Source organism: Paenarthrobacter sp. 4246, from assembly GCF_040546855.1.
In the GTDB taxonomy this organism is placed as follows: domain Bacteria; phylum Actinomycetota; class Actinomycetes; order Actinomycetales; family Micrococcaceae; genus Arthrobacter.
This window is the reverse complement of sequence record NZ_JBEPOP010000009.1, coordinates 117,135-137,253: the sequence shown is the minus strand read 5'-3', so window position 1 is coordinate 137,253 and position 20,119 is coordinate 117,135. Positions and strand designations below refer to the sequence as shown.

The window sequence follows — 20,119 nt, the reverse complement described above, 5'->3', positions numbered from 1 at the left end:
GAACTTACCTTTCGTGAGGGCCCTGCCTTTGTGCTGAACGCTAGGACTTTGTGCGGAACGCTAAGCCGGTCCGTAGCCTTGCATGGGTCAGCGGGCCAGAATGCTGCGGGCGATCTCATCGGCATCCCGGAGGGTCCGCTGTCCGCTGGCGTAGGCCGGTCCGGTACGAGGCCGGGCTTCCGCAGCGATGGCAGTGCCCCACTGCACCGAGGAGAGCTGAAGACCCAACACGTACAGGTTCCTGGTGACGGATCCGTTCGCCGCCAGCGGCCTGTACGGATGCGGCTCAACGTCCAATCCCGTGGTCTGCACAGGAGCGCCTTCGCCGCCCATCATGATCTTGGTGCGCACCAGGCCATCAGCCATCAGCTGCTCCAGCAGCGGGGAGACGTTCATTCCCACCCTGTTAGCCGGCGACATCGCCTCGATCAAGGCAGGTGCTTCAGCCGGCGCATCGTGCACCCACGGCGAAACCGCCCGGAACACCTTGGCTGCCCGGTCCACGCTGAACTTCGGGTCGGGGCCCACGAAACTCACGACGCCGGCACGCGCCAAAGCGGCCAGCTGCTCCGAACGCAGGGCAGGGGCTCCGCTGGCCAGCCCTTCAACGAAGGACTCGAACCAGCCGCGCAAACCTGAGAGCCACGATTCGTCCGTGATGCCGCCATCTGCCACCACCGATTTGAGGATGGCCCGGCCCGTGTGGAGCGCACCAATGGCCATCTTGACGGGGTCCGCCTCGCCGAGGGCCGATCGCCGCGCATCATCATCCAGGTAGGCCGTGATGGCCGAGTCCAGCTCACGTCGGGAGGCAAAGGTGCGTCCTGCCAGTGGAGCGGCAAGTCCGCGGAGGTTCAACCGGCGGGAAGACACAACGTGCTTTTCCACGAGGTCGCCCACGCTGCTTTCCCAGTGCGTAGTGGTGTGCGCGTGCGGTTGGAGCGCGTCCTCAAGATCAGCGAGGAACTGCGCAGGGTCCTTGATGGCCGTCGGCTGGGAGCGGGCCAGCGTTGAGTAGTAGGCCCACAAAGCGTCGCGGTGCAGCAGTGGCCAAAGATCATGGTCGAAACCAGGTTGGATTCCCGCTGCACGGAACCGGTCAACTGCGTCTTCGGTCAGGTACCGCATGGTGATGCTGCTCGGGTAGTAGCCATCCAGGCCGGCCTTGGCCCGGTACGGCGTGCCACGGCGGGAGGCGGCGATGATTTTCGGCTCGCGCCCCGATGCCCTGTACTCCATTACCCCGGCTCCCGGGGCACCGGCTTCAACAAACTTGCCCCCGCGCCCCTCCGTCAACTGGCCCATGACGTCAAAGAAGTTCAATCCCATGCCCCGGACCAGAACGGGCTCGTTATCCGGCACGGATTGCCAGTCCACGTCGGCCGGCGGTGCGGGCGGAAAATACAGCAGGCCCTGTTCGTCAGCGGCGCGCTTGAATGAGCGCTGTTCCGGATTCAGCCGGGACTCAACGTGCCCCAGGGCGAGGACCACGGAGCCGACGGTGAGGGTGGCGCCGTTGGCGAGTTCGACGTCGAACCCGTCCGCCAATCCGTTCGCCGCACCGTCCCCCACCCTGTTCACCGTGCCCTTTACCAAAGGGCGTGCCGCCACGGCCGTGGTCTCATGGAAGATGACCTCGACGCCGTCGGGAAGCCGTTCCAGCAAGCCCGCCAAGGTTTGGCGAAGATACCTGCCGTACAGCGCGCGGCTGGGGAAGTTGTTCGACTCGAGGGTGGCCAACTCGGCCTTCTCAGCGTCGTTCAGTCCCGAGCCATCACGACGCCGGGCCTCACGCCACTGGTCGAAGGAACCACCTGCCAGCGGCGGGGCCAGCATCGGGTCTTCGGGGATGAGCGTCGGATAGAAAGACTGGGTGTTCATCAGGTACAAGCGCGACTGCTCAGGCTGCCACACGTGGCCCGATCCGGCCGGAAAAGGATCCACCACATCAAGGTGCAGTGTGGTCCCAGAACGGCTCCCGGCAGCCCAGTTCGCAAGCAACCGCTCAAGGACGCTGGTGCCCCGAGGGCCGGCCCCAATGAGGGCAACACGGATGGTTTGCGATTTAGCCACGCTCAAGCCTAACTTCCTGTGACTTGCTTACGGTCGAACAGTGTTGCTTGGATGGGGCGATGACCACCACAGAAGCTGATCAGACGCCACTTCCCGAGAATGACACCGCTACCACCTCCGGGCCCCGCCACGATGCGGACGTGGCGGCTGAGCCCACGGATGAAAACGTCTGGCTCGAGGACATCCACGGCGAGGAACAGCTGGCGTGGGTCCGCGAACAAAACGCCCGCACCGAGGAACTGCTCGAGGACGCCGAATATGCAGCTGTTGAAGCCGGCATCCTTGAAGTCCTTGACTCAACAGACCGCATCGCCATGGTCTCCAAGCGGGGCGACTACTACTACAACTTCTGGAAGGACCAGGAACACCCCAAAGGTCTCTGGCGCCGCACCACCTGGGAAAGCTACCTCACCGACGAGCCCGAGTGGGACGTCCTGCTGGACATAGATGCCCTTGCCGCGGCCGAAGGTGTGGAGTGGGTCTTCCACGGCGCCGGTTTCCTCCGGCCAGCCGATGGCGGCGAGTACCGCCTGGCCATGGTCTCGCTCTCCCCCGACGGAGGTGACGCGGACCGCCACCGCGAGTTCGACGTCGAATCCCGCACCTTCGTGGAGGGCGGCTTTGACCTCCCCACTGCCAAGGGAAACGTCAGCTGGCTCGATGCTGACACTCTGCTGGTGTCCAGCACTGCGGCGGGACTGCCTGCGACGACGTCTTCCTATGCGCGGACCGGCGTGAAGCTGCGACGCGGACAGACACTGGCCCAGGCCGAGCGCCTCTTTGAGATTCCCGAGGACCACATGCTGGCCATGGTGGCCCACGATTCGACCCCGGGCTACGAGCGCACCTTCGCTGTGGACTACATCGACTTCTACAACCGGAGCACCTGGCTGCTGCGCGACGACTCGTGGGTGGCAATCGACGTTCCCACCGACGTCAACATCAGCGCCCACCGCGACTGGCTGCTGTTCCGTCCGCAGAAAGACTGGGAGGTTGAGGGCTCCGTGTACCCGGCAGGAGCCCTGCTGGCGGCCGATTTCGAGTCCTACCTTGCGGGGTCCCGTTCGCTGCTGGTCCTGTTTACGCCGGATACCCAAACGTCGCTGCAGTCCTGGAGCTGGACCAAGGACTACCTGCTGCTGAACCTCCTGCGCGACGTCTCCTCGGAAATCCGCGTGCTGGACCCTTCCACGGTTGACTCTGCGGGTGCATGGGCGTCCACCCTCCTGGATGCCTGCCCGCCGCTGCACGACGTCAATGCCTATGCCGTGGACGACGAAGACCTGGGCGCAGCCGGCAACGATTTCTGGCTCGTGGCTACCGGCTTCACCACTCCCACCACTCTCACCCGGGGAGCGCTCACGCGCGGCGACGACAGGCAGTCCGGCGGCGTGGTGAGCCGTCATGCCGAAGTGAAGCGGTCGCCGTCGTTCTTCAACGAAGCCGGGTACGAGGTCCAGCAGCACTTTGCTGAATCTGCCGATGGAACGAAGGTTCCGTACTTCCAGGTGGCGTCCAAGGATCTGGTACTCGATGGCCAGAACCCCACGCAGCTTTCCGGCTACGGCGGGTTCGAGATCCCCCGGACCCCGGCCTACAGCGGATCCATCGGCCGGGCATGGCTTGAGCGGCGAACAGTGGGCGTTGCCTCCGAGGACGGCACCGGCACGCACTCGCGCGGCGGCGTGTACGTTGTGGCCAACATCCGGGGCGGTGGCGAATACGGGCCCTCATGGCACCGGGCTGCCCTCCAGGAAAACCGCCACCGCGCCTACGAGGACTTCGCTGCGGTGGCCCGGGACCTGATCTCCCGCGGCGTTACCAGCCGTCCGCGTCTGGGCTGCGTCGGAGGCTCCAACGGCGGGCTTCTGGTGGGAAACATGCTGACCCAGTACCCCGAACTGTTCGGTGCCGTGTCCTGCGGCGTGCCGCTTCTGGACATGCGCCGGTACACCAAGCTCTCGGCCGGTTACTCGTGGATTGCAGAATACGGGGACCCGGATGTCCCCGCGCAGTGGGAGTTCATCCGCACCTTCTCGCCGTACCACCTGCTTCACGATGGCGTTGAATACCCCGAGACGTTCATCTGGACTGCCACTTCGGATGACCGGGTGGGACCCGTCCAAGCCCGCAAGATGGCTGCACGCATGCAGGCCATGGGCATCCCCAACGTGTGGTTCCACGAAGCCCTCGAAGGTGGCCATGCCGGTGCCTCCGACAACAGGCAGGCGGCGGCATTGCAGGCGCGGAGCAACCACTTCTTGTGGCGTTCACTGGCCGGAAGCAACTAGTAGCTCCGTCTGTTTTGCGCTCGACGGCACGTTCTGCGTATCCTTGGTGGGCTAGCAATAGCAAAGGGAGACGTGCCAGAGCGGCCGAATGGGCTTCACTGCTAATGAAGTGTGGGGCACAACTCCACCGGGGGTTCAAATCCCCCCGTCTCCGCGAACAGGTCCCGGTTTTCGAACCGGGACCTTTTGCGTTTAACCCCGCTTGGCGCCGCCGCTGACTTCAGCCCCCGCATGACGGTGGAGGGTGAGGCTGTCCACAGTACTGATCAGCATTAGAACAGCCATGGCCACGAAGGCCCCTCTATAAGCCGCCACCTGGTCGGGACCGAACACGTCAGTGGTCTCGAACAGGCGCAGGAACAAAGCACCCACGGCGATCCCGGCCGCTGCCGCCAACTGAACCAGCGTTGCCGATATGGCGTTGGCCGAGGGCAACTGCCCCGGGACGATGTCTGCGTACTGCACGGAGGCGTAGGCGGAGAAACCGATGGAACGGAAGGCGCCGCTGAACAGCAGCAGGGCGAAAATAAGCGGTTCGGGTGTTTGGGCGTCAAGGAAAGCGCACATGGCAAACGTCACGGCCGACGCGAACGAGGCAAAAACGAGCACCGGTTTGAATCCGAAACGCCGGATCAACGGCGTTGTGGCCGGTTTGATCCCAATGTTGCCTACGAACACCGCTGCCACCATGACACCGGCCTTCAGGGGATCCCAGCCAAAACCGTCCTGGAACATCAGGGGCAGCAGGAAAGGGACCGAGCTGATGGTCAACCGGTAGATGAAACCCCCGGTGGATGTTGCCCTGAAGGTCCGGGTACCGAAGACGCTGAGGTTGAACAGGGGAACTTTCGCTGTGCTCATCCACCAGACCGCGCCGGCCAAGGACAGTACTCCGGCAAAGACAACTCCGGCGGCCAGGACATTTGATGCGTGCCCACCCAGGGTCTCCAAGCCCACCACCAACGCGCCTACACCCAGCGTGGTCAGCAACAGGCCGAACCAGTCCAGTCGGCGCTTCCCGTCGAATTGTGTCCGCGGCACCAGCCTGAGGGCCGCAATGAAGGCAGCCAGCCCCAGTGGGACGTTGATGATGAAGATCCAGTGCCATGACAGGAAGGTGGTCAGGGCGCCGCCAACCATCGGAGCCAGCACGGGAGCAAGCAGGCCGGGCCACACGAGGTAGGCGGTGGCCCGGAGAAGTTCGGACTTGGGAGTGCCCCGCAGCACCACCAAGGTACCCACGGGAACCATCATGGCTCCGCCCATGCCTTGCGCCACCCGGCTGAGCGTGAGCATGGACAGGTCCGTGCTGATCGCGCAGAACAGAGAGGCAAGAGTGAAGACCGATATTGCGAGACAGAAAATCCTGCGCGCGCCGAACCGCTCCGCCAGCCAACTGCTCAACGGAATGCCCATGGCGACCGTCACCAGGTACGCCGTCATGGTGATATTGATATCGGCCGCCGCCACCCGGAAATCGGAGGCGATGCTGGGAATGGCCGTGGTGAGGATGGTCCCGTCCAGGAACTCCATGAAGAACGTCGCAGCCACCAGCAGCGCCAGGCGCGGCCGCCATGTCGTCTGGTCGGCGGCATCGACGTCGGTGTTGCTCGGGTTTGCGCTCATGGCTCCGGTCCGGGTTCTGGCGTATACCTGCGACGGTGAGCAGGCTGTTTGCTCGATCCTATAGAGGCAGCGTGGGAGCGATCACAACATGACGTAGTTCCAGCGGAGAGGGACCGATGGGCTACCCAGCTTGGGCGGCACTACCCGGCTCTCGCCGGACTACCCGGCTTGGGCCAGCGCGAGCGGCAGCACCGCGCTCACGCCGGCTTGGCGCAAGGCCCTGGCCGAGACCGTCATGGTCCAGCGGCTGTCAATGAGGTCATCGACCAACAGCACCGGTTGGCCACCGAGACCTGCCAAAGCCTGGGCGAGATCGGGACCGACCACCAGCCTGTCCCACACTCCGGCCAGCCGGTACGCGCTGTTCCCTCCACGTGCTCCGGTGGGCCCGCCGTGATGGGGTTGCAGTTGTCCTAGGTAGGGCATCCGCCCTATGCCTGCTATTCCTTGAGCCAAGGACTCGACCAACTGCGGCTTGCTCCGTGAAGGAACGCTGACCACGGCTGCCGGACGGCCGACTCCGCTCCACGGAGTCCCGCCCTCAGCACCTGACCATTCGCGCAGTACCTGGACACATGCCTGCAGCATGGCTGGGTCCACTGCCCGGTCCGGCGCCCCGGCGGCGAACAGTTCGCGGAGCGACCCACCCCAGCCAAGGTCGGTGAGCCTGGCAAGTATCCGGCCCTCGGACACAGACTCATCGGGCTTGATTTTTCCCTTGACCGCCACTCCGAGCCGGTCCATTCCACTGGGCCACTGAAGGCGTGGTTCCACCGCTATTCCGGCCCGGCGAAGCGTCTGTCCTGCGGCGTCGGCGGCGGAGGCTGCCACGTCCACGGGGAACCATCGACCGGCGCAGTTGTCGCAGCGTCCACACGCGGCAGCCGTTTCGTCGTCCAGCACCGAGGTGATGTATTCCATGCGGCACCCGGCGGTGTCCTGGTAGATCACCATGGAATCCTGCTCGTCCACCCGCGCCTCGGCAATTCGTGCGTAGCGCTCGGCGTCGTAGTTCCACGAGACCCCGGTGGAGCGCCAGCCCCCGCCAACGCGTTCCACGGCTCCATCGACCGCCAGGACTTTGAGGAGGAGTTCCAGCGGTGTTCGGCGAAGGTCCACCCTGGCTTCCAGAGCCACCGTGGACAGCGCTGAACCGGCCTCACCGAGGACAGCGAGGACAGCGTTCGCTTTCTCGGCTGACGGCATGGAGGCCGTGGCAAAGTACTGCCAGATTTCACGGTCCTCGGAGCCGGGAAGCAACAGGACATCTGCGTTGGCCGCTCCACGTCCTGCACGGCCAACCTGTTGATAGTAAGCCACAGGCGACGACGGCGCGCCGAGGTGGATGACAAAGCCCAGGTCCGGCTTGTCGAAACCCATTCCCAAGGCGGACGTGGCCACGAGGGCCTTTACCTGGTTGTCCTTAAGGAGTTGCTCCGCGCGCTCCCTGTCGGCAGGGTCTGTGCGTCCCGTATAGGAGAGGACATTGTGTCCGGCCTCGGCGAGGAGCCTGGCGGTATCCTCAGCCGCCGAGACCGTGAGCGTATAAATGATGCCGCTGCCAGGCATATCTGCCAGATGCGTCAGCAACCAGCCCAAGCGGTCCCGGGAATCGGGCAGTGTCAGGACGCCCAGGCGCAGCGATTCACGGCCCAGGGCGCCACGGATGGTCAGCACTCCATCTCCGAGTTGCTCCTCGATGTCATGGACCACCCTGGAATTGGCGGTGGCTGTGGTGGCAAGGACCGGAACGGACGCCGGCAGCTGTGCAATGAGGTCCGCAATCCGGCGGTAATCCGGACGGAAGTCATGCCCCCAGTCCGAAATACAGTGAGCCTCATCAATGACCAAAAGACCGGTACGGCGGATGAGTTCCGGGAGCTGGTTCTCCCGGAAGGAAGGGTTGGTCAGCCGCTCAGGAGAGACCAGGAGGACATCCACCTCGTCAGCGGCCAGTTGGGCCAGGACGGTGTCCCATTCCAAGGCATTGGCGGAGTTGATGGCCACAGCCCTCACTCCTGCCCGTGCGGCTGCGGCAACCTGGTCCCGCATGAGCGCCAGCAGCGGCGAAACAATCAGGGTGGGGCCGGCACCCCGTCTGCGCAGCAGCAGCGAGGCAACGAAATAGACAGCCGATTTTCCCCAACCGGTACGCTGAACCACCAAGGCCCGGCGGCCGGCGTCGACCAACGCTTCGATGGCCTCGTACTGGCCGTCATGGAACTGGGCTTCCGGGTGCCCCACTAGCTCCCGCAGGCATGCCAATGCCTGGTGCTGGGTAGGTGATTGCACGGAAACGGCAGCGTTCTGGGAGTTGTTGGCCATCACCCCAGTATTCCAGCCGACCCTGACAGCCATAACCTGCAGGGCCTGCTATGTGGACAACGATTATCCACATGCCAGGTTCCCGCGTTCCTACCCGTTTGCGTTGCCACAGTAGGATTGAGCGCGTGACTAGCGAGCAGAACAAGACATTCGACCTCTCGGCATCCTTCAAGGCGTATGACGTCCGTGGGATCGTTGGTGAGTCCATCACGGCTGAAATCGTCGAGGCCGTAGGTGCTGCCTTCATCGACGTCCTGGGCCTCGAAGGCGAGACCGTCCTGGTCGGAGGGGACATGCGTCCGTCCTCGCCGGAGTTCAGCCAGGCCTTCGCCAACGGTGCAGCAACGCGCGGAGCGAACGTCCTTCTGCTGGACCTGATCTCGACCGATGAGCTCTACTACGCTTGCGGTGCGTTGAACGCAGCCGGTGCCACGTTCACGGCCAGCCACAACCCGGCCGAATACAACGGCATCAAAATGGCCAAAGCCGGCGCCCAGCCCATCTCTTCGGAGTCGGGCCTGAAGGAGATCCAGTCCCTCGCCGAGCAGTACCTGAACTCCGGGACCATCCCGGCTGCGGGCACCCGCGGCGAGATCGGCGTGCGTGATGTGCTGAAGGACTACTCGGAATACCTGCGCCAACTGGTAGACCTTTCCGGTTCCCGTCCGCTGAAGATCGTGGTCGACGCCGGCAATGGCATGGCCGGGCTGACCACCCCGGCAGTTCTTGGCGACAAGCTGCTCCCGGCACTGCCGTTCGAGATTGTCCCGCTGTACTTTGAACTGGACGGCTCGTTCCCCAACCACCCGGCCAACCCCTTGGAACCGGAGAACCTGCGTGACCTGCAGGCCGCCGTCGTCAAGCACGGCGCGGACATCGGCCTGGCGTTCGACGGCGACGCTGACCGCTGCTTCGTGATCGACGAGAAGGGCGAGTCTGTCTCGCCGTCTGCGATCACCGGCATGGTGGCCCGCCGCGAAATCGCCCGCGCCCAGGCTGCAGGGGAACAAACCCCTGTGATCATCCACAACCTCCTCACCTCAAAAGCCGTCCCGGAGCTCGTCGCCAAGGATGGCGGCCGTGCGGTGCGGACGCGTGTGGGACACTCCTTCATCAAAGCCGTCATGGCCGAAGAAGGTGCCGTGTTCGGCGGGGAGCACTCCGCTCACTTCTACTTCCGGGACTTCTGGAACGCCGACACCGGCATGCTCGCCGCCATGCACGTCCTGGCTGCCCTGGGCGAGCAGGACGGTCCGTTGTCCGAACTCGGCCGCCAGTACGAGCCCTACGCCTCTTCCGGTGAGATCAACTCCGAGATCGAGGACAAAGCAGGCGCCGTTGAACGCGTCCGCGTCGACTTTGAAACCGAAGACATCGACATCGACCACATGGACGGCAGCACCTTCACGGCCAAGGATGGCAGCTGGTGGTTCAACCTGCGCCCATCCAACACCGAGCCCTTCCTCCGCCTGAACGCCGAAGCGAAGGACCAGCCCACCATGGAAAAGATCCGCGACCGCGTCCTCGCACTGGTCCGGGCATAGGTCCAGCCATGAACGATCAGCCCGCTGCCACAGACATCCCGGAAGAAACCGACCAGGACCGCGAACTCCGTGAAACCTTGGGCACCGCTTTGGGCACTGCCCAGGAACACATCCAGCAGAACGGCGGATTTTTCCCTTTCGGCATCACGCTGTCCAACGACGGCGAACTGCGGATAGTGATGATTGCTCCCGGTGAGCCGGACGAAAACGGCGACGTCGACGCCGGCCAAATGCTGACCGACGTCCATGACCTGCTGCGCCAGGGCCGGGACGATTACCGGGCCGTAGCAGTGGTAAGCGACGTCAGCCTGCCGGACCATGGGTCCGACGGTATCCATGGCGCAGCCGAACACCGGAACGGCGAAGTCCTGGCAGCGATCATCCCGTACACTCCCACGGCGGAGGGCTTTGCCTTCAGCGCGATGGAACCCGACACACACGAGCCATCCATCTGGGTGGACTAGACCCTGCCCGTGAGCTAGACCCTACCCGTGAGCTGATGCCATGAAAATCAACGCGTTCGCAGATGTCAGCCTCCGCGCCATCATGGTGTTGGCCGCGGCCCCCGAAGGTTTGCTCCTGACCACCCAGGCAGTGGCGGATGCCGTGGGCACACCGTACAACCATGTCAGCAAGGCCATGGTCCGCCTGCGTGCCCTGGGATATATCGACGTTGAACGAGGACGGCTGGGCGGTTCCCGGCTCAATGAATCAGGGCGGCGAGCCACCGTTGGGGAAGTCCTGAGGCATCTGGACAGCCGACAGGATCCAGCGGAATGCCAATCCCCCACCAAGAACTGCCCGCTCATCAATGAATGCGCCCTGCGCCACGCGATGAACCGGGCCAGGGAAGCGTTCTACACCGAACTGGATACCGTGGTTATCGCTTCTCTCCCCCACGCCCGCCAGATGAACCCGGTGTTCCAGTCCATCGGGCTGCGGCCGGAGTTCAGTGTACCGGCCACCCAGCCATAAGCGGCGACCTCCCGGCACCTTGGGTGGGTTGGCACTCAGTGGGCAATGACGGCAGACGCTGCGAACATCGACTTCCACCCGGATCCACTACGAAGTCTTCGGCCCGGACGTATGGCTCGCCAACTAGGGCAGGCACACCGCCGGGGACAACTCCAGCAAGAACGACGGCGGCCCGTCACCTTTCAAACGAAAGGTGACGGGCCGTCGTCGTTCACTTAAGAACGCCATTGTTCCTAAGAGGTCTAGCCCAGACGGGTCTTGAGACCGTCCAGTTCCGACTGCAGTGCCGCCGGGAGCGACTCGCCGAAGTTCGCGAACCATTCTTCAATGGATGCCAACTCAGTTGCCCATTCCTCAGGATCCACGCGAACGGCCTGCTCAACCTCGGCCGGGGTCATGTCCAGGCCCTCGAGGTCGATTGATTCGCCGGTCGGTACGAAGCCGATCGGCGTTTCCACAGCGTCAGCCTTGCCCTCGAGGCGCTCGATGGCCCATTTGAGCACACGGGCGTTGTCTCCGAAGCCAGGCCAGGCGAAGCCGCCTTCAGCCGTGCGACGGAACCAGTTGACCAGGAAGATCTTGGGCAGACGCTCCGGATTGGCCTTGGCAGACAGGTTCACCCAGTGGTTCAGGTAGTCGCCTGCGTCGTAGCCGATGAACGGCAACATGGCCATGGGGTCGCGGCGGACGACGCCGACGGCACCGGCGGCAGCAGCCGTGGTCTCGGAGGACAGCGTGGAACCCATGAAGATGCCGTTGGACCAGTCGCGGGCCTCGGTGACCAGCGGGATGGTGGTCTTGCGTCGGCCGCCGAACAGGATCGCGGACAGCTCCACGCCTTCCGGGCTGAAGTACTCCTCGGCCAGCATGTCGATCTGGTCGATCGGCGTGCAAAAGCGGGAGTTCGGGTGCGCTGCCGGGGCATCGGAGTCCGGTGTCCAGGACTCACCGCGCCAGTCGGTCAGGTGTGCCGGAGTTTCTTCCGTCATGCCTTCCCACCAGACGCCACCGTCGTCAGTCAGTGCCACGTTGGTGAAGATGCTGTTGCCCTTGGCGATGGCTCGCATGGCGTTCGGGTTGGTGCCCCAGCCGGTACCCGGCGCAACGCCGAACAGGCCGGCTTCGGGGTTGACGGCGCGGAGTTCGCCTTCCTTGCCGAAGCGCATCCAAGTGATGTCGTCGCCAAGGGTCTCAACCTTCCAGCCCTTGATGGTGGGGTCGAGCAACGCAAGGTTGGTCTTGCCACAAGCTGACGGGAAAGCAGCGGAGACGTAGTAGGTCTTCTGCTCCGGCGAGGTCAGCTTGAGGATGAGCATGTGCTCGGCAAGCCAGCCTTCGTCGCGTGCCATCACCGAAGCGATGCGCAGCGCGTAGCACTTCTTGCCCAGAAGGGCGTTTCCGCCGTAGCCGGAGCCGAAGGACCAGATGGAGCGCTCTTCGGGGAAGTGCACAATCCACTTGTCCGTGTTGCACGGCCAGGCAACGTCAGCCTGCCCGGCTTCCAGCGGTGCGCCCAGCGAATGGAGTGCGGGGACGAAGAAAGCGTCAGTCTGCGTGATGCGATCCAGGACGTCCGTGCCGATGCGGGCCATGATCCGCATGGAGGCAACAACATAGGCGGAGTCGGTGATCTCGACGCCAAACTTGGGGTCCTCGGCATCCAGGTGGCCCATGACGAACGGAATGACGTACATGGTGCGGCCGCGCATGGAGCCGGCGAAGAGTCCGCGCAGCTTCTGCTTCATTTCGGCCGGGGCCATCCAGTTGTTGGTGAAGCCTGCGTCGCGCTCGTTCTCGGAGCAGATGAAGGTCTGCTCTTCTACACGGGCAACGTCAGCGGGGTCGGAGAATGCTGCGAAAGAGTTCGGGAACGTCTCCGGGTTCAGCCGCTTCAGCGTGCCGGCCTCAACGAGTTCGTCGGTGAGCTTCTTGTTTTCTGCTTCGCTGCCATCAACCCAGTGGATGCGGTCCGGCTGAGTCAGCTCGGCAACTTCCTCAACCCAGGCCAGCAGGCGTGCATGCGTAGTAGGTGCCTTCTCAAGCAGCGGCAGTCGCGCCAGATCGCCCATTGCGGTTCCCTTCCTCGGGTTCAGTGGTGTGTCCTAAACGATAGGGGCCGCGGACCAGACCAATCCGTTGTCAGACATCGGACATCCACACAGCCCGAAAGTAAAAACCGCTAGAAATAAGGGGTTGTGTTAGCCAGAACAGAGATTTAAGTGACTAAGGTCACGTAGACCGGTCTAGTTGCGCAGATTACAGCTTTTCGATTTGGAACTTCACATGAACTTCTGTAAAGTTTATTGAGGTTCGAGGGGGTCAGAGAAACAGACCGCCGAGAATCACACGAAATGCGCCCATAGCTCAGCTGGATAGAGCGTCTGTCTACGGAACAGAAGGTCAGGGGTTCGAATCCCTTTGGGCGCACAAATCAAGACCCGCACCGGTTCGCCGGTGCGGGTCTTTTGTTATGCCCGGGCCAGCCCCACTGACTTGCATGTGCGGTGACCCGCACGCCGAACGGAAAGGGCCGTCGTCGAACTTTTCAAAAGTACGACGGCGGCCCTTGAGTTAAGTGCGGAGCGCTTACTCCCCGACTGCCTCGCTGATGCGGCGGCGGATGCCATCGAAGTGCCGGTTGAGCAGCTCGGACGCCAGGACCTTGTCCCCTGCCGCCACGGCTCCATAAATGCCCCGGTGCATCGCAGCAGTCTTCGCCAGGTCCTCGTTTCCTGGACCGATTTCCACATGGATCTTCCGGTACACCTTCCAGAACACACCCATGAGGTTGATCAGGAGCTCGTTGTTCAGGGGTTCGAAGAGTCGGCGGTGGAATTCGGCGTCTGCGGCCACGAAGTTCTCACCGGCAGCAGCCAACTCTTCCATCTGCTTCACGGCTTCTTCTATGGAAGCGAGCTGATCCTTGGTCATGACATCCATGGACGAGCCGATCAGGCCGGACTCCAACGCCTGGCGCACATCCACCAGCTGCAGGGCCTCCAGCCCCTGATGCCGCAGGGAGAGCCGGCCCCTGAACGTCAGGCCGTCAGCCAGTGCGTCAAAGTTACTCGGCGCCACGAACATGCCGAAGCCGTGACGGATTTCGATGACACCCAAGGCCTGCAGCACCTTGAGTGACTCGCGGAGCGTGTTGCGGCCCACGCCCAGGGCACCGGAAAGCTCGCTCTCGGTCGGCAACGGATCGCCTGCCTCGAGCTCGCGCTCAAGAATCAATTCCATAATGTCCGACTGCAACGCACGCAGCCGGGCCTGTGCACTGAACCGCGCCTGCGGAACTACACCGGAAGTTGTCATGGCTTTCTCCTTGCCGATGCACCGGCCCCGCAGACCGACAAAAGGCCGGTTCCGAGAGCAGGTGCGGTGTTAATATTGAGGCGAGCTTAGTGCCCACCCCAGAATGAGTGACTCGCAACATACAATATCGGATGTCCCACCTCCGTCATAGCTATGTACTGGGAAATCGTTGAGATTTCCCCTCAGGACCGGCCGCAGCCGGCAGGCCGCCAGGCGCGCGGCAGCAACCCAAGCGCACTTTCTCACTTGACGTTCCGTTGTGACCGCCCTTACAGTTTCCATACGAGCATCGGACGTCCTACATCCGATAACCCACGAAACGCGAATGGTGAGGCACCCTATGAGCAAGACGATCCACAGCCTGCCGCTGGTCAACGATGCCAGCCGCCGGAATTTCCTGAAGCTAAGCGGCGCAGTTGGTGCAGCAGCCGCCTTCACGGCAACACTCTCCGCGTGCGGCGGCGCTGCCAGCACCACCACGGGTACCGGCACCAACACGGCGGCCGTGAACAAGGACCTCACCATCGAGGCGGGCATCTCCTACGCCCTGTCCACCGGCTTCGATCCCCTGAGCTCGTCCGGAGCCACCCCGATGGCCGCCAACCTGCACATCTTCGAAGGTCTGATCGAACTGCACCCGGCCACCCGCGAGCCCTACAACGCACTCGCAGCGGCGGACCCGAAGAAGGTCAACGACACCACCTACCAGGTGACCATCCGCGACGGCGCGAAGTTCCACGACGGTTCCCCTGTGACCGCCGAAGACGTTGCTTTCTCCTTCACCCGCGTCATGGACCCTGCCAACAAGTCCCTGTTCTCCCAGTTCATCCCCTTCATCCAGGACGTCAAGCCGCTGGACGCCAAGACGGTGGAGTTCACCCTTAAGTACGCCTTCCCTGGCTTTGGACCACGCATCTCTGTGGTCAAGATTGTCCCCAAAGCACTGGCCACCGACCTGAAGGCCTTCGATGCCAAGCCGGTCGGCTCCGGACCGTACAAGCTGATCTCCGCCGTCAAGGACGACAAGATCGTCTTCGAGGCGTTCGCCGACTACAACGGCCCCAAGCCTGCGCTGGCCAAGGGCATGACCTGGCTGCTGCTCTCCGATGCCGCAGCCCGTGTCACGGCGGTCCAGTCCGGCCGTGTCCAAGCGATCGAAGATGTTCCTTACCTTGACGTCGACGGACTGAAGTCCAAGGTCAAAGTTGAATCCGTCCAATCCTTCGGCTTGCTGTTCCTCATGTTCAACTGCGCCAAGGCCCCGTTCGACAACAAGCTGGTCCGCCAGGCCCTGCACTACGGCATGGACAAAGAATCCATCATCAAGAAGGCCCTGTTCGGCAACGCCAAGGCCGCCACGTCCTATTTCCAGGAAGGCCACCCGGATTACGTCAAGGCCAAGAACGTCTACGGCTTTGATACCTCCAAGGCTGAGGAACTGTTGAAGCAGGCCGGCGTCACCACCCTCGAATTCGAGCTCCTCACCACGGACACCGCCTGGGTCAAGGACGTTGCACCGCTGATCCTCGAATCCTGGAACAAGATTCCGGGCGTCAAGGTCACCGTCAAGAGCCTTCAATCCGGCGCTTTGTACAGCGACCGTGTTGGCAAGGGTGACTACTCCGTGGTCGCTGCCCCGGGCGATCCCTCGGTCTTCGGCAATGATGCAGACCTGCTCCTGAGCTGGTTCTACTCGGGCGCAACCTGGATGGACAAGCGCGCCTTCTGGACCACCCCGGAACGTACCAAACTGCAGGAGCTCATGAACAAGGGCTCCCAGGCATCCGGTGACGCGGCCAAGAAGATCGTGGGCGAAATCGTGGACATGGTCTCCGATGAAGTTCCGCTGTACCCGGTCTTCCACCGCCAACTCCCCAGCGCCTGGGACGAGAAGAAGCTCAACGGCTTCCAGCCCCTGCCCACCACCGGCTTGTCATTTATCGACGTCGGACGAACTGCCTAAGCACCCCCTCGAGTTGTGAGGCCCGCTCTGCGGCCTGAATCCCCCAAATAGCCCGCAGAGTGGGCCCCACAACCAGCACCACCCCAACCAACCGGAGAACAAATTGGTCACGATATTGCGTTTGCTTGGTCGCAGACTTGCAGCATTGCCATTGATGATCCTGGGCATCACGTTGCTCGTCTTCCTCGTCCTGCAGGCCGCTCCCGGCGACCAGGCCAGCTCGGCCCTCGGCGATGGCGCCAGTGAAGAAGCGAAGCAGCAGTACCGCCAGGAGAATGGCCTGAACGATCCCTTGGTCCTGCAGTACTTCCGATTCCTCGGCAAGCTTCTGCAGTTCGACCTCGGGGTCACCACTCCGCCGGCAAAATCGGTGGCATCCATGATCGGCTCGGCGTTCCCGCTGACCCTGCAGCTCACCTTCCTGGGTGTCCTTATCGCGATCGTGCTTTCACTCGCGTTCGGCATCCTCGGCGCCCTCCATCGCGATAAGTGGCAGGACCAGCTGGTCCGCGTCTTCTCCATAGCAGCGATCGCTACGCCGTCGTTCTGGCTGGGCATCCTGCTCATCCAGTGGTTCGCGCTGGGCGCCAACCCCATGTTCCCCTCAGGCGGAATAGCGACGCCGGAGTCCGGCTTCGGCGGTTGGCTCAACTCCATGGCCCTCCCGGCCTTGGCACTCGGCATCCCTGTGTCTGCGTCCCTGATCCGTGTGGTCCGCACCTCCATGGTGGAAGAACTGGACCGCGATTACGTACGCACTGCCATCGGCAACGGCGTCCCTTACCGCGAGGTGGTCTCCAAGAACGTCCTCCGCAACGCCCTCGTCACCCCGGTGACCGTGCTGGGACTTCGCGTTGGCTACCTGCTGGGCGGCGCCGTCGTGATTGAAATGATTTTCGCCCTGCCCGGCATGGGCCAACTGATCCTCAACGGCATCACCAACCTGGACGTCAACCTGGTCCAGGGCGTGGTGCTCACCATCTCGGTCACCTTCGTTCTGGTGAACATCGTGGTGGACCTTCTCTACCTGCTCATCAATCCCCGAATCAGGACGGTATAGCTCATGCGCAGCAAGCTCGCAGAACGGCTAAGTGCCCCGGGCATCCGCTTCAAGGCCCTGCCCTGGGGCTCCCGCATCGCCCTGCTCTTCCTCATCATGATTGTCCTCGCGGCCATCTTCGCACCGGTCCTGGCACCGCATGATCCGCTGGAGACTTTCATTCCAGCCACCCCGCCAGGGGCTGAACACTTCTTCGGCACGGACCGCCTTGGCCGCGATATTTTCTCCCGCCTCCTGTTCGGCGCGCAGTCTTCGCTGATGATCGGTCTTGGCGCGGTCGCTTTGGCCATCCTGGCCGGAGCGCTCCTTGGTGCCTTCGCCGCGACGTCCAGCAAGTCCGTCAATGAGATCATCATGCGGCTCATGGACATCCTCATGGCGTTCCCCGGTATCGCCCTCGCGGCTGTATTGCTGGCCGCGTTCGGCAATTCGGTTCCCACCATCATCATTGCCATCGCCATCATCTACACACCGCAGCTTGCCCGCGTAGTCCGCGCCAACGTGCTGGCACAGTACGGCGAAGACTACGTCCGTGCTGAACGCGTGATCGGCGCCGGACGCTTTTACATCCTGGTCAAGCACATCGTCCGCAACACCGCAGCTCCCGTGCTGGTGTTCGCCACGGTCATGGTGGCTGACGCCATCATCCTCGAAGCCTCGCTCTCCTTCCTGGGCGCAGGCGTCCAGGACCCCGCACCGTCATGGGGCAACGTGATTTCCTACGGCCGCAACCTGGTCCTTTCCGGCGGTTGGTGGGCGACCACCTTCGCGGGTTTGACCATCCTGCTGACCGTGTTGTCCCTGAACATCCTGGCCGAGGGCCTCACCGACGCCATGGTCAACCCGAAGCTCCGGCGCGCGCCGGTGGTGAAGGACGACGACGGCTCTGCGGCAGTCGTCGCCGTGGACACCGAAGTTGCTACGTCCGTGGCCCAGCCCTCCGTGGTTGAGCAGCACGAGCTCGACGGCGTTCGTGCGGCTTCCGGTGAGGGCGTCACTTCTGATGCGGGTACGGCAGCTGTCCTCACCGACGTCAAGCTGGCCGCGGCAAACCCGCACCTCCTCCTGGACCGCGAATTGGAACTGCTTGCCGCCACCGAGGCGAAGCGCACCGACCGACTCCCGCAGGTCTCCCCGGGAGCCCGCAATGTCCTGGAAGTGAAGAACCTGTCCATCCGTTTCCCAGGCCGCTTCGGCGACATAGCGATCGTGGACAACGTCTCTTTCACAGTCCGGGAAGGCGAAACCATGGGCTTGGTAGGTGAATCCGGTTGCGGTAAGTCGATCACCTCACTTGCTGTGATGGGGCTCCTGCCCAAGACCGCCCAGGTCACCGGTTCCATCATGTTCGACGGCAAGGAACTTTTGGACTCCGACACCAAACACAGCAATCCCAAGGCCTACGAGGGACTTCGCGGTGAGCAGATCGCCATGGTCTACCAGGACGCGTTGAGCTCGCTGAACCCGTCCATGAAGATCAAGGACCAGCTGGAGCAGCTGACCAAACGCGGCGGCCGCAAGACTCCTGCCGAGCTGCTGGAGATGGTGAAACTGGATCCCGTCCGGACCCTCGCCAGCTACCCGCACGAGCTCTCCGGCGGGCAGCGCCAGCGCGTGCTGATTGCCATGGCGTTGTCCCGTTCACCGAAGATCGTTGTTGCTGATGAGCCCACCACTGCCCTCGACGTCACTGTCCAGAAACAGGTTGTGGACCTCCTCAACGAACTACGGGAACAGCTCGGCTTCGCTATGGTGTTCGTCAGCCACGACCTCGCATTGGTGGCCTCCCTCGCCCACCGCATTACCGTGATGTACGCCGGTCAGGTGGTGGAATCCGCACAAGCTTCAGAGCTTCTGCAGAACCCCAAGCACGAGTACACCCGGGGCCTGCTGGGTGCTGTCCTCTCCATAGAGGCCGATGCAGTCCGCCTGCACCAGATTCCCGGCACGGTTCCGTCACCGCGGGACTTCGCCACGGGAGACCGCTTCGCTGCCCGCTCACTGAGGCCCGACGCCGACCCCCACCAGACGCTGGTCCTCACCGCTGTTTCTTCGGTTGACGCGGCCAACGGCGGCGATGCCGACCACTACTGGGCGAGCCACTTGAAGGAGGACGCGAAATGAGTGAATCCACCGGGAAGCCCGTCATCGAACTCAAGGACGTCAAGGTTTACCACCATGCACGGACCGGCGGACTGTTCCGTCCGAACATCGTCAAAGCCGTGGACGGCGTGGACTTCACCATCAGCCGCGGCGAAACCGTGGGCATCGTTGGCGAGTCCGGCTGCGGCAAGTCCACGCTCGCGTCAGTGCTTGTGGGACTTCAACCGCCGACGTCGGGCCAGGTTTTGTTCCACGGAAAACCGGCCATCAAGCGGAACGCCTCGATGCGCAAGCAGTTTGGCCGGTCCGTCTCCGTGGTCTTCCAGGACCCGGCAACGGCCCTGAACCCGCGCATGACCATCCAGGACATCCTCACCGATCCGCTGCAGATCCACGGCATCGGCAACGCCGCCTCCCGCGCTGCAAAGGTCAAGGAACTGTTGGCGCTGGTTGGCTTGCCGGAATCGGCAGCCGAGGTGACGCCGTCGCAAGTTTCCGGGGGTCAACGCCAGCGCGTGGCGATCGCCCGGGCGCTGGCGTTGGACCCGGACATCATCGTGGCGGACGAGCCGACGTCGGCCCTGGACGTTTCCGTCCGGGCGCAGGTCCTGAACCTGCTGTCCGACCTGAAGAAGCAGCTGAACCTGGGCATGGTTTTCATCTCGCACGACATCCAGACCGTCCGCTATGTCTCGGACCGCATCTGCGTCATGTACTTCGGCAAGATCGTCGAACAAGGCACAGCCAGCCAGGTCTTCGACAACCCGAGCAACGACTACACCAAGAAGCTGCTGGGCGCCGCCCCGAGCCTGCTCCACATCTAGTTTTTCCCTTCACGCTACAA

Annotated in this window: 13 protein-coding genes and 2 tRNA genes; 10 read left to right on the top strand and 5 right to left on the bottom strand. The window is 63.2% G+C overall.

The features are described from left to right. Positions 1-87: 87 nt before the first annotated feature. The gene (locus ABIE35_RS17100; RefSeq protein WP_354516775.1) at positions 88-2,073 is read right to left on the bottom strand and encodes an FAD/NAD(P)-binding protein; all 1,986 of its coding nucleotides are present in this window, start codon (positions 2,071-2,073) and stop codon (positions 88-90) included. A gap of 59 nt (positions 2,074-2,132) precedes the next feature. Here ABIE35_RS17100 and ABIE35_RS17095 point away from each other — a divergent pair, with 59 nt between their 5' ends. Continuing rightward, a complete protein-coding gene (locus tag ABIE35_RS17095) occupies positions 2,133-4,364 on the top strand; it encodes a prolyl oligopeptidase family serine peptidase (RefSeq protein WP_354516773.1) in 2,232 nt (743 codons plus the stop codon). 66 nt (positions 4,365-4,430) lie between these two features. Further along, positions 4,431-4,518 (top strand) — tRNA-Ser (locus tag ABIE35_RS17090). A gap of 38 nt (positions 4,519-4,556) precedes the next feature. Here ABIE35_RS17090 and ABIE35_RS17085 read toward each other — a convergent pair. Together ABIE35_RS17085 and ABIE35_RS17080 are read right to left on the bottom strand one after the other, a co-directional pair. Beyond that, positions 4,557-5,990 carry an MFS transporter gene (locus ABIE35_RS17085; protein WP_354516771.1) on the bottom strand — a complete coding sequence of 478 codons (1,434 nt, stop codon included), beginning with the start codon at positions 5,988-5,990 and terminating at the stop codon, positions 4,557-4,559. Between the two features lie 159 nt (positions 5,991-6,149). Then, the gene (locus ABIE35_RS17080; protein ID WP_354516769.1) at positions 6,150-8,315 is read right to left on the bottom strand and encodes a RecQ family ATP-dependent DNA helicase; all 2,166 of its coding nucleotides are present in this window, start codon (positions 8,313-8,315) and stop codon (positions 6,150-6,152) included. 125 nt (positions 8,316-8,440) lie between these two features. Between ABIE35_RS17080 and ABIE35_RS17075 the strand changes: the two genes are divergently transcribed. The 3 genes from ABIE35_RS17075 to ABIE35_RS17065 are packed head-to-tail and all read left to right on the top strand — an operon-like array spanning position 8,441 to position 10,834. Further along, entirely contained in the window at positions 8,441-9,859 is a 1,419-nt protein-coding gene (locus tag ABIE35_RS17075) for a phosphomannomutase/phosphoglucomutase (protein WP_354516768.1), read from the top strand. A gap of 8 nt (positions 9,860-9,867) precedes the next feature. Continuing rightward, positions 9,868-10,323 (top strand): hypothetical protein, encoded by a 456-nt coding sequence (locus ABIE35_RS17070; protein ID WP_089593761.1) that lies wholly within the window; start codon positions 9,868-9,870, stop codon positions 10,321-10,323. Between the two features lie 40 nt (positions 10,324-10,363). Further along, positions 10,364-10,834: an RrF2 family transcriptional regulator gene (locus ABIE35_RS17065; RefSeq protein WP_354516765.1), complete on the top strand. Its 471-nt coding sequence runs from the start codon at positions 10,364-10,366 to the stop codon at positions 10,832-10,834. Positions 10,835-11,076: 242 nt separating this feature from the next. Here ABIE35_RS17065 and ABIE35_RS17060 read toward each other — a convergent pair whose 3' ends face one another. Beyond that, positions 11,077-12,903, bottom strand: coding sequence for a phosphoenolpyruvate carboxykinase (GTP) (locus ABIE35_RS17060; RefSeq protein WP_354516763.1), 1,827 nt, complete (start codon positions 12,901-12,903; stop codon positions 11,077-11,079). 284 nt (positions 12,904-13,187) lie between these two features. Here ABIE35_RS17060 and ABIE35_RS17055 point away from each other — a divergent pair. After that, a tRNA-Arg gene (locus tag ABIE35_RS17055) sits at positions 13,188-13,261 on the top strand. A 159-nt stretch (positions 13,262-13,420) separates the two neighbouring features. On the opposite strand, the gene ABIE35_RS17050 is transcribed toward ABIE35_RS17055, so the two are convergent. Further along, the gene (locus tag ABIE35_RS17050) at positions 13,421-14,149 is read right to left on the bottom strand and encodes a FadR/GntR family transcriptional regulator (RefSeq protein ID WP_354516761.1); all 729 of its coding nucleotides are present in this window, start codon (positions 14,147-14,149) and stop codon (positions 13,421-13,423) included. A 340-nt stretch (positions 14,150-14,489) separates the two neighbouring features. Between ABIE35_RS17050 and ABIE35_RS17045 the strand changes: the two genes are divergently transcribed. The 4 genes from ABIE35_RS17045 to ABIE35_RS17030 all read left to right on the top strand — a co-directional run bounded on the left by ABIE35_RS17045 (position 14,490) and on the right by ABIE35_RS17030 (position 20,099). Continuing rightward, positions 14,490-16,112: an ABC transporter substrate-binding protein gene (locus tag ABIE35_RS17045; protein ID WP_502921391.1), complete on the top strand. Its 1,623-nt coding sequence runs from the start codon at positions 14,490-14,492 to the stop codon at positions 16,110-16,112. 103 nt (positions 16,113-16,215) lie between these two features. Beyond that, positions 16,216-17,172, top strand: coding sequence for an ABC transporter permease (locus ABIE35_RS17040; protein ID WP_354516758.1), 957 nt, complete (start codon positions 16,216-16,218; stop codon positions 17,170-17,172). A gap of 3 nt (positions 17,173-17,175) precedes the next feature. Then, on the top strand, positions 17,176-19,296 hold the full coding sequence (locus ABIE35_RS17035; RefSeq protein ID WP_354516756.1) for a dipeptide/oligopeptide/nickel ABC transporter permease/ATP-binding protein: 2,121 nt from the start codon (positions 17,176-17,178) through the stop codon (positions 19,294-19,296). After that, complete coding sequence (locus tag ABIE35_RS17030; protein ID WP_354516754.1) at positions 19,293-20,099, top strand: ABC transporter ATP-binding protein; 807 nt, start codon at positions 19,293-19,295, stop codon at positions 20,097-20,099. The genes ABIE35_RS17035 and ABIE35_RS17030 overlap by 4 nt, the downstream gene beginning before the upstream one ends. Positions 20,100-20,119: the final 20 nt, after the last annotated feature.

Excerpts from the sequence above, each read along its gene's own strand:
- ABIE35_RS17095 (WP_354516773.1), top strand. The coding sequence starts at position 2,133 with ATGACCACCACAGAAGCTGATCAGACGCCACTTCCCGAGAATGACACC.
- ABIE35_RS17085 (WP_354516771.1), bottom strand. The coding sequence starts at position 5,990 with ATGAGCGCAAACCCGAGCAACACCGACGTCGATGCCGCCGACCAGACG.
- ABIE35_RS17080 (WP_354516769.1), bottom strand. The coding sequence starts at position 8,315 with ATGGCCAACAACTCCCAGAACGCTGCCGTTTCCGTGCAATCACCTACC.
- ABIE35_RS17070 (WP_089593761.1), top strand. The coding sequence starts at position 9,868 with ATGAACGATCAGCCCGCTGCCACAGACATCCCGGAAGAAACCGACCAG.
- ABIE35_RS17065 (WP_354516765.1), top strand. The coding sequence starts at position 10,364 with ATGAAAATCAACGCGTTCGCAGATGTCAGCCTCCGCGCCATCATGGTG.
- ABIE35_RS17060 (WP_354516763.1), bottom strand. The coding sequence starts at position 12,903 with ATGGGCGATCTGGCGCGACTGCCGCTGCTTGAGAAGGCACCTACTACG.
- ABIE35_RS17050 (WP_354516761.1), bottom strand. The coding sequence starts at position 14,149 with ATGACAACTTCCGGTGTAGTTCCGCAGGCGCGGTTCAGTGCACAGGCC.
- ABIE35_RS17045 (WP_502921391.1), top strand. The coding sequence starts at position 14,490 with ATGAGCAAGACGATCCACAGCCTGCCGCTGGTCAACGATGCCAGCCGC.
- ABIE35_RS17035 (WP_354516756.1), top strand. The coding sequence starts at position 17,176 with ATGCGCAGCAAGCTCGCAGAACGGCTAAGTGCCCCGGGCATCCGCTTC.
- ABIE35_RS17030 (WP_354516754.1), top strand. The coding sequence starts at position 19,293 with ATGAGTGAATCCACCGGGAAGCCCGTCATCGAACTCAAGGACGTCAAG.